The sequence below is a fragment of the Alphaproteobacteria bacterium 33-17 genome (genome assembly GCA_001897445.1).
Classification (GTDB): Bacteria; Pseudomonadota; Alphaproteobacteria; order Rickettsiales; family 33-17; genus 33-17.
The window spans coordinates 24,372-40,090 of the sequence record MKSX01000015.1; the positions used below are offsets into that span (position 1 = coordinate 24,372).

At 31.3% G+C, this 15,719-nt stretch carries 13 protein-coding genes; 7 read left to right on the forward strand and 6 right to left on the reverse strand.

Annotation, left to right across the window (positions count from 1 at the left end; genetic code table 11):
- Nucleotides 1-103: 103 nt before the first annotated feature.
- The 3 genes from BGO27_01610 to BGO27_01620 all read left to right on the forward strand — a co-directional run bounded on the left by BGO27_01610 (nt 104) and on the right by BGO27_01620 (nt 3,196).
- A complete protein-coding gene (locus tag BGO27_01610) occupies nt 104-1,291 on the forward strand; it encodes a hypothetical protein (protein ID OJV14178.1) in 1,188 nt (395 codons plus the stop codon).
- A 149-nt stretch (nt 1,292-1,440) separates the two neighbouring features.
- Nucleotides 1,441-2,724: a hypothetical protein gene (locus tag BGO27_01615; GenBank protein OJV14179.1), complete on the forward strand. Its 1,284-nt coding sequence runs from the start codon at nt 1,441-1,443 to the stop codon at nt 2,722-2,724.
- On the forward strand, nt 2,696-3,196 hold the full coding sequence (locus BGO27_01620; protein ID OJV14180.1) for a hypothetical protein: 501 nt from the start codon (nt 2,696-2,698) through the stop codon (nt 3,194-3,196). The genes BGO27_01615 and BGO27_01620 overlap by 29 nt, the downstream gene beginning before the upstream one ends.
- Before the next feature lie 120 nt (nt 3,197-3,316).
- Here the strand turns inward: BGO27_01620 and BGO27_01625 are convergent, their stop codons facing one another.
- The 6 genes from BGO27_01625 to BGO27_01650 form a co-directional block, all read right to left on the reverse strand.
- Nucleotides 3,317-5,086: a multidrug ABC transporter gene (locus BGO27_01625; protein ID OJV14181.1), complete on the reverse strand. Its 1,770-nt coding sequence runs from the start codon at nt 5,084-5,086 to the stop codon at nt 3,317-3,319.
- Between the two features lie 123 nt (nt 5,087-5,209).
- Nucleotides 5,210-6,655: a hypothetical protein gene (locus BGO27_01630; protein ID OJV14182.1), complete on the reverse strand. Its 1,446-nt coding sequence runs from the start codon at nt 6,653-6,655 to the stop codon at nt 5,210-5,212.
- Between the two features lie 9 nt (nt 6,656-6,664).
- Complete coding sequence (locus tag BGO27_01635; protein OJV14183.1) at nt 6,665-7,519, reverse strand: hypothetical protein; 855 nt, start codon at nt 7,517-7,519, stop codon at nt 6,665-6,667.
- A gap of 9 nt (nt 7,520-7,528) precedes the next feature.
- The gene (locus BGO27_01640) at nt 7,529-8,656 is read right to left on the reverse strand and encodes an HflK protein (protein ID OJV14184.1); all 1,128 of its coding nucleotides are present in this window, start codon (nt 8,654-8,656) and stop codon (nt 7,529-7,531) included.
- Nucleotides 8,657-8,750: 94 nt separating this feature from the next.
- Nucleotides 8,751-9,761, reverse strand: a complete 1,011-nt coding sequence (locus BGO27_01645) for a ferrochelatase (GenBank protein ID OJV14185.1) — start codon at nt 9,759-9,761, stop codon at nt 8,751-8,753.
- Entirely contained in the window at nt 9,758-10,744 is a 987-nt protein-coding gene (locus BGO27_01650) for a uroporphyrinogen decarboxylase (protein OJV14186.1), read from the reverse strand. Before BGO27_01650 ends, BGO27_01645 begins: the two co-directional genes overlap by 4 nt.
- A 337-nt stretch (nt 10,745-11,081) precedes the next feature.
- Between BGO27_01650 and BGO27_01655 the strand changes: the two genes are divergently transcribed.
- The 4 genes from BGO27_01655 (at nt 11,082) to BGO27_01670 (ending at nt 15,717) form a co-directional block, all read left to right on the forward strand.
- The gene (locus tag BGO27_01655; GenBank protein ID OJV14187.1) at nt 11,082-11,909 is read left to right on the forward strand and encodes a hypothetical protein; all 828 of its coding nucleotides are present in this window, start codon (nt 11,082-11,084) and stop codon (nt 11,907-11,909) included.
- Nucleotides 11,890-12,732, forward strand: coding sequence for a hypothetical protein (locus BGO27_01660; GenBank protein OJV14188.1), 843 nt, complete (start codon nt 11,890-11,892; stop codon nt 12,730-12,732). Before BGO27_01655 ends, BGO27_01660 begins: the two co-directional genes overlap by 20 nt.
- Before the next feature lie 76 nt (nt 12,733-12,808).
- Nucleotides 12,809-13,930 (forward strand): hypothetical protein, encoded by a 1,122-nt coding sequence (locus BGO27_01665; GenBank protein ID OJV14189.1) that lies wholly within the window; start codon nt 12,809-12,811, stop codon nt 13,928-13,930.
- Nucleotides 13,930-15,717, forward strand: a complete 1,788-nt coding sequence (locus BGO27_01670; protein OJV14190.1) for a glutamine--fructose-6-phosphate transaminase (isomerizing) — start codon at nt 13,930-13,932, stop codon at nt 15,715-15,717. The genes BGO27_01665 and BGO27_01670 overlap by 1 nt, the downstream gene beginning before the upstream one ends.
- The last annotated feature ends 2 nt before the right edge of the window (nt 15,718-15,719 follow it).

A 15,719-nucleotide genomic window follows, 5' to 3' on the forward strand; every position in this document is an offset into this window, starting at 1 on the left:
ACATTTTCATTTTTCTTCTTTTTTGCGCTGTAAAAGCGCGAACCATATTTTACACCCTACTACTTACAATTTAATATAACTAAACTTTACAAAGGAAATTCCTATGAATCAAAGACTTATAGGATCGATTTGCCTTATTGCAGGCACATCGATCGGAGCAGGTATGATAGCACTTCCTATTATGCTTGCAAAAATCGGCTTATTTGAAAGTATTATGCTCATGATTTTAATATGGGCGATAATGTATTATTCCGCTTTAGCTAGTGTTGAATTAAATCTTCGCGCTGGAAAGGGCATTACGCTTGGTGAAGCAGGAGCTATATATAGTGGTCAAATTGCTTCAAAAATTGGTACTATTTCACTGAAAATATTATCATATTCATTACTTTCTGCTTATTTATATGCTGGATGCGATTTAATTAAAACGCTAACTGGATATAACCCTTATATCTTAGAAATATTAGCAGTTTTGCTAATTATTGTACTTACAACAAAAATTAGGCTTATAGAATATATAAACAGGATATTATTCTTAGCAATGCTTTGTGTATTAGGATTGATTATAATATACATGATTCCTGCGTCTTCTTTACATAACTCAGGTACAGAAACCACATTACAATTAAGTACAATTTTAGGTACTATACCTGTAATATTCACTTCTTTCGGATTTCAGGTTATATTCCATACCGTCACAGATTACTGCAATAAAGATGCAAGGCTTATCAGAAAAGCATTTTACTGGGGAAGCCTAATTCCTTTGCTTGTCTATACAATATGGACGTTAGGTATTTTAAATACAATAGCATCACATAACCCAGATCTTTATGTAAATCTAATCAAAGGAAACGTGGAAATAGGTACATTAATTAATGAGCTTTCTATTATACTTAATAAATCTTATCTAAATAATTTGGTATGGGTTATATCTATTTTGGCTATCACAACATCTATGATAGGTGTTAGCGTAGGCTTAAGTGGCTCCATTAGTAACTATTTAAACAGCAAAAATCTAGCGATAGGTAAAAACAATCTAATTGCAGCACTATCTACAGTCCTACCAGGCTATATTGTTGCCAAACTCGCTCCAAACGCGTTTATAGCAGCCCTTGGGTTTGCAGGGATGATTTTAGTTGTTATAGCTATATTTTTACCTATGTATTTATTATATAAGTCAGATAAAGTGTCTGGGACATATTATTATAATTGTTTAAGCATTAAGTCATTGCGTTATATTGCTATAGGCTTTGGTATTTTGGTCACAATAATTGAAGTTAAAAACCTTATATAAAAATGTAAATGCGATAAGTAAAAAAACTTATCGCATTTATTTAGAATACATTTTAACGCATTGATTTTTTTAAGTATGTTCCAAAAAAACCTTAACTATCATCTATAAATATGATAATACTTTCCGCAAATTTAAACCCAAGGATTAAAATGAAGGCAGGAACAAATCATAAGTTGCTTAGCAAAATTGCTGTTGTAATGGGTAATTCTCTAGACTGGTATGATTTTGCTTTATATGGATATTTTGCAGCAGTTTTTGCAAAGCTTTATTTTCCTACTAACAATGAATTTACTTCTGTAATTGCGTCGTTTGCAACATGGGGTATAGGATTTGCTGCAAGACCAATAGGTTCCATATTATTTGGAAGCATCGGAGATAAATATGGAAGAGTGAAAGCCTTTCAAATCGCTTCTAAACTGATTTTCATACCTGTCCTGCTTTTACCAATTATTCCTACTTATGATCAAATAGGTTTATTTGCCCCTATTATTCTTGTTGCCTGCAGATTAATTCAAGGGATTTGTATAGGCGGAGAATTTGCAGGGGGTTTTATCTATCTTTGCGAAACCTCCTCAAAAAATAAAAGATTTTTTATGGGTAGCATAGGAAGCTGTACAGGGCTTATAGGCATACTAACCGCATCTTTTGTTGCAATGCTATGCTATAAAATTTTTACCCCATTACAACTTGAAACATATGGGTTTAGGCTGGCATTTGGTCTAGCCATTATATTTGCATCTATTTCTTATCATTTAAGGAAAAATATCCATGAAACATTAGAATATACGACTGCTAAAACTCTAAACTTACCTTATTTAGGTTTAAAAGATATATTAAAACATCATAAAAAACCTTTACTTCAAGCCTTTGGAATAGTGTTTATGCATGCCAACACATTTTATTTTGTAGTAATGTTTTTAAATACTTACAAAACACAGGTTTTAGGTCTTCAAAATAGCAACGTTCTATCAAATAATACTTTATTGCTTTTAATAAACTTAATTTGTGTTCCTTTTGTAGGAATTTTAGCAGATAAAGTCGGCGGCAAAAAAATTCTAACAATATCAGCACTTCTGTTTATATTTTTATCTTACCCTTTATTTAGAATGATTGAAGTGCCCGAATATACATTTGTTGTAACTTTTATATTTACTTTTATGACAATTTTAGATTCTGGTGTTGTACCAGGTCTTCAGGTCTCTCTCATTCCCGTCCACATAAGATTTACTGGAATGAGCCTTATTTTTAACATTGTTTGGGGAATATTTGGTGGATCTGTACCTCTAATTTGCCTTAGCCTTATACATTACTCCAATAATAAATATATACCTGCGGCATACATAGTATTCTCAGCATTTATTACTTTAATTACACTCATATCAATGAAACCAAAAGGAGAGATACATGGAAAAGAAACATACTGCGCTATATGATTATACTACAAGAACAGAGTTTGAAAAAATCATTAATCATTATAAATTAAATGGCTTTGATTATTTTGCATTTAGTGAACACGATCCTATAACACATGTTAATAGATACATTATGTCAGACAAAGACTGGATGAAAGAATATGACGAGAATTTATATTCCCTGAATGATCCAGTTAGAAATAGCGCTATATCAATAGCTCCCGGAATATCATTGTTTAAAGAGATGCCGGTTGAATCTAAAGAAGCTGAGCATATTATGCAGCGCAGAGATAGATATTCAATTTATAATGGCGTAATAATCATAAAAGATATTAATGACAATAGATTCCAGCTTACTATGGCAACTTCTACTGAAAAATTTAATACATTAAAAGAACTGGATAAATACAAAGAGGAAATACATTTTTTAATGCAAGATCTCGAAAACCTTCCAGGCCTTGCCCTTGATAAAAAGATATTAGTGACTGAGTAAAAGGTGTTTAAAGGCAAATCATGTCTATTTATATATGCGTAAAATTTTAACCATTAACAAACAAAAGACTTTAATTTACATGTAAGTATATTATGGAATATTAGAATCCCAACCTCATTATTATTTTTCGCTTTCTGGCAAAAATCCCCCTGATTGCATATTCCAAAGTTTAGCATAATGCCCATTAGCTTTCATTAAAGTTTTATGATCACCCTCTTCAATTATTTGCCCTTTATAAAAGACTAAAATTCTATCCATCTCAGCAAGTGTTGAAAGTCTATGGGCTATTACTATGGTGGTACGTCCTTGCATCAGATTTTTTAAACTTAATTGAATATAATGCTCAGTAACCGAATCTAGAGCAGATGTAGCTTCGTCTAGAATTAATATAGGAGCATCCTTAAGTATAGCCCTAGCGATTGCAATACGCTGACGCTGACCTCCTGAAAGCTTAACACCTCGCTCTCCTACTAATGAATTATACCCTTCTGGCAAAGCTTTTATAAATTCATCACAGTATGCTTTCTTAGAAGCTTCAATTACATCATTATCAGTTGCATCACGTCTTCCGTAACGAATGTTTTCCATAATACTTCGATGAAATAATGTAGTATCCTGCGGTATCATAGAAATGCTGAGATGCAAAGATTCTTGCGTAACTTCGGCAATGTTTTGATTATCAATTAAAATATTGCCTTCTTGTATATCAAATAATCTAAGAATCAAATTAGCAAAAGTAGTTTTCCCTGAACCTGAAAAGCCAACTAGACCAACTTTACTTCCTTCAGAAATTTCAAGGCTTTTATTCTTGAATATGTTATTATTATTTTCATACTTAAATGTCACATTATCAAATACAATCTTACCCCTTGAAACAACCAGAGGCTTAGCCTTAACAACATCTGTAATTTCGTGAGGAACAGTAATTATACTTAGTGCCTGCGCACATTTTCCTAAATCTTCTGCAAATTGTACGAATTGGTTTGCTAGATTCCACGCATTGTTAAATATATTTATTGCTACAGTCATTACAAATGCAAAATCTCCTATACTTATTTTCTCATGACTATATAAGTAAATTAATCCCCAAAATAGTGAACTAATTAGCGTTATAAATGTTATATCCCACCAAATACGCATTTTCAGGATATATTTCTGAACGTCCCTATCCTTTTTAACTGTGTCATTTACTGCGTTACTCAAATTATCATTTTCAAAAGAATTGCTAGCAAATAACTTTACATTGTTTAGATTAGCCACTACATCAACTATTTTACCTGTAAGCACAGATTTACTTTCAGAGAATTTAGTTGAAAGTAATTTTGTTTTTTTAATAAATAACAAAGTAACGCAATAAAATGCTACTACCCATATAAATAATATTAATGAAAATATAGGATTTATTAGCCACATTGAAGTTATAGCAATTACGAATGCACACAAATTACCAGATGCCTCATCTAGCTTAAAAAATATCGAGGCTGTACTTCCCGCCATATCCATAATTTTATTAGATAAACTTCCAGCGAAATTATTTTGTAAATATCTCATAGAATGCTGATTTAAATAACTAAACATAGAATTAATTATATCACGCCTAATATTTGGAAATACTCTTAGCCTAATCCAGTCTGTTATTCTAAAATTTAAAGCCATCGAACACCATACTAAAATATACCCTATAAAAGGTAATTTTATAGCATCTAAGATATTAGATTTATCTCCTGAATACTCTGCAATTCTATCAATTATTAATTTCAGTAAATATGGATGAAAAACACTTTGTATACCCCAAATAAGTCCAGATAGAAACAATCCACTTATATACCACCTATATTTCTGTATAAAATGCCAAAAAAATGGTATTAATTTATTAGGTAACTGTTCCATATAATTTACTTTATTGGTAAGCCTTAAGATTTTCTATATATGTAATATTGGGCTTTTTTGTTTATATCAAGCCCAATTATCAACTTTAAACTGTAACTTAGCGTCTATAAAATGCGCTATAAACTACCTAAGTCCTACGCCTATCATAATCTTCTGATTTTTACGAAGGATAACAAAAAGTGTACTTGATGCTTTTTTGCTTAAGGCATTATCCAGCACTTTATAAAAGCTATTAGAGTCAGGTGTAGCTTCTTGGTTTACCTCTACAATAACGTCACCTCGCATCATTCCGCTTCTGTGTGCTAAGCTTCCTCTTTTAATATTAGAAATAAATACACCTTTGACATTTTCATTTATGCCAAGCTGATTTTTTATATCTTTATTTAAATCGCTTACAGCAAATCCGAAGGTATTCATAACCTTAGACTGCTTTTCTTTAGGCATAGAGCCTTTATAAGACTCTTTAAGCTCATTATCTGCCTCAGGGTACTCTTCCACCTTCACAGAGATTGTTTTATGCTTGCCGTCTCTTATAAGCTCCACTTCTGCCTTTGACCCGATTGGTGTCTGTACAACCATTCTGGGAAGGCTTCTATTTGAAGTAACTAAAGCATTATTAAACTTCACGATAATATCTTTTTCCTTAATGCCAGCCTTGCTAGCAGGGCCTTTTGGATCAAGCTCAACAACTAAAGCACCATCTTCGCCTTCGTATTTTAATGACTCAGCAATTTCTTTAGTCACTGGCTGAATCACTATACCTAACCAGCCTCTTTTTACCGATCCTGTATCTTTTATCTGCTGAATAATTGGCTCTGCCATTTTTGATGGGATTGCAAAACCTATTCCTACACTACCGCCTGTTGGAGAATATATCGCTGTATTAATACCGATCACTTCACCATCCAAATTAAACATTGGACCACCTGAATTCCCTTTGTTTATAGCAGCATCTGTTTGAATAAAATCATCATAGTTACCCGCGTGAAGATCCCTTCCTCTTGCAGATATAATGCCTGAAGTTACGGTGTTACCAAGTCCAAAAGGATTGCCGATTGTAACTACCCAGTCACCGATTCTAGACTTATCACTATCGCCAAATTTCACGCTTGGGAATTTTTTGCCTTTATTATCCTTGATCTTAAGCAATGCAAGGTCAGTCTTATTATCAGACCCTATAATTTCTGCCTGATACTTAGTATTATCATTTAAAGTTACAGTAATTTCTTCTGAATTTTGGATAACGTGGAAATTAGTTACAATATAGCCTTCGCCATCTACTATAAAGCCTGTACCTAAAGACATTGCGTTACGTGGATTTTCTTCATCGCCTTCCCAGCCAGGAACCATCCCAAAACGTTCAAAAAACTCATTAAACTCTTCAAATGGTGATCCTTGAGGGAACATTGGATTAACTCCCCCACCTTTTGTCATAATCTTTTGTGTTGTGGAAATATTTACCACAGCTGGAATAATTTCTGGCACTAAGTCCGCTATATTAGTAGCAGTTACCGCATAGCTGTTATAAGAAAAAAATAAAGATATAACTAATAACGCAATTTTTTTCATATTATCCGCCTATTTTTTTATTAAATACCTTAAGTAATCACTATCAGGTGTAATAACCATTTTTGTATTCTCTGATGATAAAGAATTTTTATACGACTCTAGCGTTTTATAAAAACTGTAGAACTCGGTATCGCCTGACATCATTTCAGCAATAACTCTGTTAGACTCTTTATCGCCTTCACCGCGTAAAATCTCTGCTTGTTTTTTAGCATCTGCTATGATGTTTCTTGCATTTTTATCTGCCTCAGACTTTATAAGAGCCGCCTCTTCATTACCTTGCGCTCTAAATTCTTTTGCTTCTTTCTCACGGTCAGTTTGCATTCTGCTATAAATAGCAGCGCTGTTTTCTTTAGGCAGATCAGCACGCGAAATTCTAACATCTACAATTTTAATACCAGCTTTCATAGACTTTTCGTTTAGAATCGTAGCAATACGCTTCATTATTTTAGCTCTTTCGTTAGTAAGAAGCGCTGTTAAAGGCTCTTCACCCACTACTTGCCTTATTGATGACTCAAGATCGCTGATAAGCCTTGATTTTGCCTGAGCAGAAGATCTAACAGATTGATAATATTTTAATACATCAACAATTCTATATTTTGCATAAGCATTTACAATAATACGCTTTTGATCTTTAGCTAAAACTTCTTTTTCCGCAGCAGATACGTCTAGGATCATATTTTCAAAGAATGTAACCCTTTGAATAAATGGTACTTTAAAGTGAAGTCCTGCCTCTTCAACAGTTCTTACTGATTCACCAAACTGGATTACCATTGCCTGTTGTCTTTGATCCAATACAAAAATTGAATTAAGCAACAGGAATAATCCGACCAAAAATACTGTAATTTTTAATATACTGTTATTCATAACAATCACCTAATTTTTATTTGTTATTTGGTTTAATGGAAGATATGGCACTAAATTTTTAGCACTTGGATCTATGATAATTTTATCAAGTTTCTTCATTATTGTTTCCATTGATTCAATATAAATTTTATTTTTTACTACATCTCTGGATTTTTTATATTCTTCCAAAATAGCCTTAAATCTGCTTGCTTCACCTTCAGCCCTTGCAATTACTTCGTGTTTATATGCTAAAGCCTCTTGTACAACCTTTTTAGCCTCACCTCTTGCTCTTGGGAGTATGTCGTTGTTAAACGCGTATGCTTGGTTAATTTCTTTTTCTTTATCTGCTCTTGCTGTTTGGACATCGCGGAAAGCATCAATTACCTGCTGAGGTGGATCAAGCTTAAGCATTTGCAGGCTTACAATTGAAATACCTGAATTATAAGAATCTAAAACTTCCTGTAGTAGTTTCATAGATTCGTTTTCAACTTTAGAACGACCCATAGTTTGTGCTTCTGCAAACGGCGTTTTACCGATAATTTCCCTTACGGCACTTTCCGCAGCCATTTTAACTGTTTCTCTAGGGTTTTGAAGATTTAAAACATAGTCTTTAATTTCATCAATTTTCCACTTTACCATGAAGTTAATATCTACAATGTTTTCATCCCCTGTAAGCATTTGGCTTTCTTCTGGAATATTACGAATATCTGCCCTTCTCATACGCACTGTGTCAGTTTGCGCAGATCTATATCCGAATTCTTCCACCTGGTGAATTGTAACTTTATGTTTTATTACTTCTTCTACAGGATATGGAAAATGGTAATTTGGTCCAGGACCTGCAACTCTTGCAAATTTACCAAACTGCAATACCACTGCCTGCTCATCTTCTTCTAAGATATAAAAACCTGATGCAAGCCAGATTGCTACAAATATAGCAGCTATAAAATAAAGAAAATTAAATGATACTGGCGGTGTAAATGAACCGCCTCCATTATTTCCTGAGCCTTTATTGCCATTTTTTTGAATAAATTCTTTTATCTTTTTTTGACTTTCTTTAATTAAATCGTCGATATTTTGGTTTTCATCACCCCAAGGAGATTTGTTTTTTTTAACACCATCGTCCTTTTTATCATTATTTTCCTGTTCGCCCCAAACCATAAACAACCAATTTTTTAAGTTTAATCAAAAAAATATATTAGGTATTAAATTCAAACATTCAAGTAAAATAAATAATAAAAATTTTTATTTACTGTTAATCTTGGTTTATACACCCGCAATATTTTTGTTCACATTTCCGTTTTGGATAAAATTTGGAGTCATTTTTTCCAGCTTTAATAACAATTTCGGCAAGTGATTTTATAAATGCGTCATTTACAGCTTGTGCTGGAACTCTTTCATATCCTTTAGCTCCATTTTCCATTGCTAAGTGATTATATTCCATATCAAGTTCAACTAATGTCTCTGAATGTTCTGATACAAAAGCAATAGGAACAAGAACGATTGTTTTGTTTTCTTTAGATTTTTCAATAATAACATCTTCAGTATAGGGTTTTATCCACTCTAAAGGACCAACTCTTGATTGATAGCAAACAATGTGGTCAATTTTTTTATTTAATTTTTGCATAACAAGTTCGGTGCATTTTTCAACTTGCATTCTGTAGGGATCACCCTGCTCAACAATTTTTTTGGGAAGTCCATGTGCTGAAAATAAAATTGTTATATTTTCAAAATTGTCCTGATATTTATTAAGTTTTTCTTCTAAAATTGCAGCTGTAGCATTAATAAATTTTTCATCATCAAAATAGCAGCATATGTTTTTTGTTTTTGATGCTAATGCTTTTGATGCATATTTATAAAATTCCTCAATAGAAGATTTTGACGTTGTTGTTGAATATTGCGGATATAGCGGTAGTAATATCACCTCGGAATATTTATCAGTTTCTAAGTTTCTTATAATATCATTCATGCGCGGATATGAATATCTCATTGCAATAAATATGTCAAAACCTTCTCCTAATATAGTCTTTAATGCGTTTTGCTGATTTTGTGTATTTTCAAGTATCGGGGAAAACCCACCAATTTGATCGTAAACTTCTGTGGCTTTTTTTCTTCTGGAAGTAGATATTAGAAACGCAATTAATTGCCTAAAGGGGCTTGGAACTGTGATGATATTCTTATCACTGAATAAATTATATAAAAACCCTTTGATTTCAGATCTTTTATTTGGACCACCTAAGTTTAGTAAGACTACAGCTTTTTTCATTTATATTCACCTATTAAGTTTAAAACTTTTTCTACTATATCAATTTTTGTTTCAGGTACTAAACCATGACCTACGTTAAATATGAACTTTCTGTCTTTAAATGAAGTGATTAAATTTTTAACCTCGTCTAAAACAATGTCATTGGGTAATGTTAGTAACATAGGATCTAGATTTCCTTGAAGACAAATTTCATCAGAGATATTTTTTTTGATAAAGTTTATATCTGTAAACTGGTCTATTGCCAAAATATCAGGTTTTACGATACTTGCAAACTCTACGTATTTTTCACCACTTCCTTTAGGTAAACAAATTATTTCCACATCAGGATTTTTTGATTTTAGGGTTGATACAATTTCGTTATTAGGCTCTAAGATGTATTTTTTATATTGCGAATAAGGTAGTATTCCCGCCCATGAATCAAAAATTTTGACTATTTTGCAGCCATTATTAATTTGGTTTTGCAGATGGATTATAGAGTATTTTGTAATGATTTTTATATATTTATCAAACATTTCGTGGTTTTGATAAAGGATTTTTTTAGTATTTTCAAAATCATTTTTTTTAGACCCTTGAGTTAAGTAGCATCCTACTGTAAATGGTCCTCCAATAAATCCTATGAGAGGTACTTTTAAGTTGTTGTTTAAACTTTTTATAGCACTATAAATATTTTCTAGTTTTTTTTCATTAAAGTTTTCTTCAAGAATATTATTTGCATCTTCAATATGAGGGCCTTCGTTTTTTAAAAACGAAACTTTTGCACCTAATGCGTCTAGGATAATAAGAATATCTGAAAATAGTATACCAAAATCTAAATTAAATCTTTCTACAGGTTGTTTTGTAACCTTTACTACGTCTTCAGTTGAATAACAGAAGTCTACAAATGATTCGTATTTTTTCCTGACTTCCATGTATTCTGGTAAATATCTACCCGCTTGTCTCATGAACCATGTTTTGTAAGAATTTATATAATTATATTTTTCCATATTTATTTTGTTTTTTATATATTAGGGGTTTTATAAGTGGATAAAATTTTATACACAATCTTATACACAAAAAACTTATTTGTGGAATACTTTATAAAAAATTCTTATATTACCTTAATTTACAAGGTTTTTACTTTTATGTGGATTGTGTGGATAACTGTGTTTATCCACTTTTCAAATGATTTTTAAAATAAGTTATCCACATGTGAATAAATTGTGTTTTTTTCATGTAGAGAAGTTGATAAATTTGTGTTATAGATTTTTATCTACATAAACTTAAAACTTATTCTGGTAGTTTTAATATTTTCTACAATAATTATCCACACGAGTTATCCACATGGGAACGAATGAACACAAACATATAAATATTTATCTGGTTTCAGATTGTACTGGCGAGACTTTACGTGCCGTTTCACGTGCTGTGATGGATAGATTTGATAATGTTAAGGTAAGCGAAGTCGTTTGCTCGATGATAAGAACAAGAAAACAGATAGACGCATTATTGGCATCTGTAGAAAAACCAGCTGTAATAATGTATACTATTGTTGATGATGCATTAAGAAGTTATCTTAAAGACCTATGCAATGAATATTCCGTTGAATATATTCCTGTACTTTCGCCAATAGTTGTAAAAATGTCAAAAATATTAAATATTTCAACTAATAATCATGTAGGCAGGAAATACGAGCTGGACGAAGATTATTTTGATAAAGTTGAGGCTATTAATTTTGCGTTGCTTCATGATGATGGCAAGGAACTTTCTACTTTAAATAAGGCCGATATTATTTTAACAGGAGTTTCGAGGACTTCTAAGTCACCTACTTGTATATATTTAGCTTATAGAGGCTTTAGAGCTGCAAATGTACCTTTTGTATTAGAGTCTAGTTATACTGATTGTCTTACTCAACTGTCTAATCCAGTAATAATAGGACTTACAATTTCCCCTGAAAGACTCATTGAAATAAGAAGGAATAGACTTATTGCCTTAAATAATGATATATCTAACAATGAATATATAGACCTTGAAAAAATTTACGAAGAAATAGATGCATCGCGTAAATTTTTCTTGAAGAACAACTGGCCAGTAATTGATGTGACAGAAAGGTCTGTAGAAGAAACAGCAGCAAGAATTATAAATATATACAATGACAAATATCCACAATAATACAGTTTTATACGTACTTTCTACTCCAATAGGAAATCTAAAAGATATTACTTTAAGAGCAATTGAAATTTTAAAAGAAGCAGAGGTAGTATTTTGTGAAGATACTAGAAAAACCGCTATACTTCTTAGGCATTATGACCTAGGAAATAAAAAGCTTTTAGTAATTAATAAGGATTCAACAAATAAAGACTTTGCTAAGGCTATTAAAATCCTTGAAAAACAAAGTGCTGTAATTGTATCTGACTCAGGAACCCCAAACTTGTCCGATCCTGCCTCACCATTAATTCAGCTTTGTTATGATAATAATATAGAGGTCATACCCATTCCTGGCGCATCTTCTGTAACGGCATTTATAGCTTCCTTCCCATTTGACGGAAAGTTTTGTTTTTACGGCTTTGTAGATAAAATTAATTCTCAGATTCCCGAAATAATAAATCTAGGTAATTTTATTAAAATGCCTGTAATAATATTTGTTTCGCCATCAAAAACAATTAAGATTTTTGAATATCTAAATTCGTTAGTTCCAGACTGTAAAATATATTTAAGCAAGGAGCTTACAAAGTTAAATGAATTTAAAAAGATTTTTAAAGTTAGTGATTGGAAGGATTTGCTTGAAATACCAGGATTTTTGCTAGACAAAGGTGAATATTGTTTAGCACTAGAGTTCCCTAAAATAATTTATAATGAAGAAGAAATTATTGCCTTTATAAAAGAGAATGATAGCTTTAAAACTAAAGATTTAGCCAAGCTTGTTTCTGCAAAGTTCGATATAGAAAGTACTACTGCATATACAATGATTTTAGAGTATAAAAATGGATTGTAATATTTTATAACATATTTGTACTTGCTTGTAATTAAAAGCTTTTTCATAATCTATTCAAAAAATACAGGAGATCAATTTGAGAGTTGAATATTTTAATATATCTACTAATCATGCTGCAACAGATGATTTTGTTACATATTCGCTTGAGCGAACAAGGTCGCTGCCTTTACTTGATCTTAGATATGAAAATTATATAGATTGCCAATCTAAAGATTTGATTGAGCATATTGCAACAAATTTTGAATATTATTTGATAATCGGTATGGGGGGCGCCTCATTAAATCCTAAGATGTATAAGGCTTTTAAAGACAATCCTAAGGTTTTTGTAATAGATAATCTAGACGCATTTGTAGTAGATAATATTTTATCGCAACTAAATTTATCCAAAACAGCCGTAATATCTATTAGTAAGTCAGGGTATACCTATGAAACTATTTGTCTTACAGAATATGTGATTAATAAGTTTCAAAAATCTGGTGTTATTATTAAAGATAAATTGTTTGCTATTACTAATACTGACACAAAGCTGTATAATATTATTAATTTACACGGCGGAAAATCAATTCCTCATAAAATGAATATTAATGGAAGATTTTGTACTTTTTCGAACGTTGGTTTTTTAATGAGTAAATTAATCGGTTTTGAATATAAAGAGATTTTATTTTATGCTAAAGAATATTATGAAAAGTTATTTGATAAAAGAAATATTGGATTTATAAAAAACTTTTTAAGTTTCCATTCTAACCATGACTCACAGGTTTTATTTACATATGGTAACGTTGTAAATGTTGCTTCCAAATGGTTAGCTCAAATATTTGCGGAGTCTTCTGGAAAAAATGCTAATGGTCTTACGCCTATATGTTCTGAAGGACCAATGGATCAACATAGTCAATTACAATTGTATCTAGAAGGTCCTAAAAACAAGACTTTTCATTTAATGTTAAATTCTCCATATGAAAGCTATCAGGACTTAGCAAGTAGTATGTTTAAAGAATATGATATTTTAGAATCATTATTTGTAGAGGATGGTTATCCTGTAAAAAAAACGTTTATTGATAGAATGTGCGAACAAAGTTTCGCTGAATTTGTAATGTTAAATATTATGGAATGTATTTTGTATTGCTGGTTTGTAGGTAGTAATCCTTTTAGTCAGCCTTCAGTAGATAAAATTAAAAGAATGTCAAAGGAGCTATTATAATGTGCGGGATAGTAGGTATATCATCTGTAGAAAAGATAAAGATAGTTGAGCTTGCATACGATACACTTAAAAAGCTTGAATATAGAGGATATGATTCTTGTGGAATAGCAATCGGAAGTCAAGATTTAAAGCTATTTAAAAAAGCAGGAAATGTAGAAAATTTAAAAAAGCACTTAGATTTTGATGATGAGGCTAGTGTTGCTATAGGTCATACAAGGTGGGCTACACATGGATCAGTAAATGATTCTAACGCACACCCTTTTATATATAAAAATTTTGCTATGGTATTAAATGGTATTGTAGAAAATTATGAGTCAATTAAATCTTATTTAATAGCTAAAAATTATCACTTTACATCTGAAACAGATGCCGAAGCTCTGCTTTTATATATTGCTGATTATTTAAATGATCATTCCCTTGAAGAGTGCATTAAATTCATAAGAGATAATGTTGAAGGAAACTTTTCTTTCTTACTTTTGAACAATAATGATGGAGGCCTTTTTGGAATGAAAAACGGTCTTCAATTGGCGCTTGGTATTGCCCCTGATCTTGTAATGATCGCTTCGGATAAAATGGCTTTTCCTAAGCAAGTTAATGAAGTTATGCAGCTTGAAAATGGAGATGCATTCATAATCAAAGAAAACAATATTACAGTTATTAATCTTGATGATGAAGTGGTTCCACGTAGAACTTTTAAATATGAATTTAATAGTCTTGCTATAGATAAGAATGGCTACGAAACTTTCATGATGAAAGAAATCAATGAACAGGCTTTATGTGGTAGAAGTTTACTCGCTAACTATAATGTAAATAAAAAAGTTTTGTCTACGCTTGATAAAATTAAAAAGCTTAATGTAAAATCGATTCATATTATAGGTTGTGGCAGCTCCTATTATGCAGGCATGCAATTTAAATCGTGGTGTAGAGAGCATTTTGATTATAACGTAGAAGTTTCAATTGCCTCAGAATTTTATTTTTATAAAAATTTTAGCAAAGCAGATTTATATATATTAATTTCTCAATCAGGAGAAACCAAGGACACACTTTTATGTGCTGAAAAGCTGTCCCATGTTAGAGATAAGTTGTTATCGATAGTAAATTCTGAAAATTCTACTTTAGAAAGTTTATGTGAAATGAATTTAGCTATTTACGCTGGAAAAGAAATAGGAGTGGCATCAACAAAAGCATTTTTTAATCAGCTTTTATCGTTATTCTTGATAACAAATAATTTTTTGAAGAGTAAGAATGAAGCTTCTCTAAATTATATGTTAGACAAAGTTGAAATGATTTGTGAAGAAAATCTATATAATAAACAGTTAATATCAGTACTTAAAAAATCCAAGAAAATTATATTATCTTCAAGAGCAACATTGTACCCAATAACATTGGAAATAGCTTTAAAAGTGAAGGAATTGTCATATATATCAGTTGAATCTATACCTTCAGGTGAAATGAAGCATGGATCAATATCATTGATGGATGAGGATACTAGTGTCATATTTTTTATAACATCCGATTGTCCATCTTTTCAGAAAATTTTAATTAATATCAACGAAGTGCATTTAAGAGGGGCTAGAGTTATAATTGTAGGGGATAAAAAATCCATAGAATTGATAGGCAATAAAGCATACGAAAATGTGTGTATTGATATTAAAAATATCGATTTAACTCTGCAGCCTTTTTTATACCTTATAGAAGGTCAAAAGTTATCTTATTATTTAGCTAAAGAATTAGGAAATAATATTGATATGCCTCGAAATTTAGCAAAATCAGTAACGGTTGAGTAAAA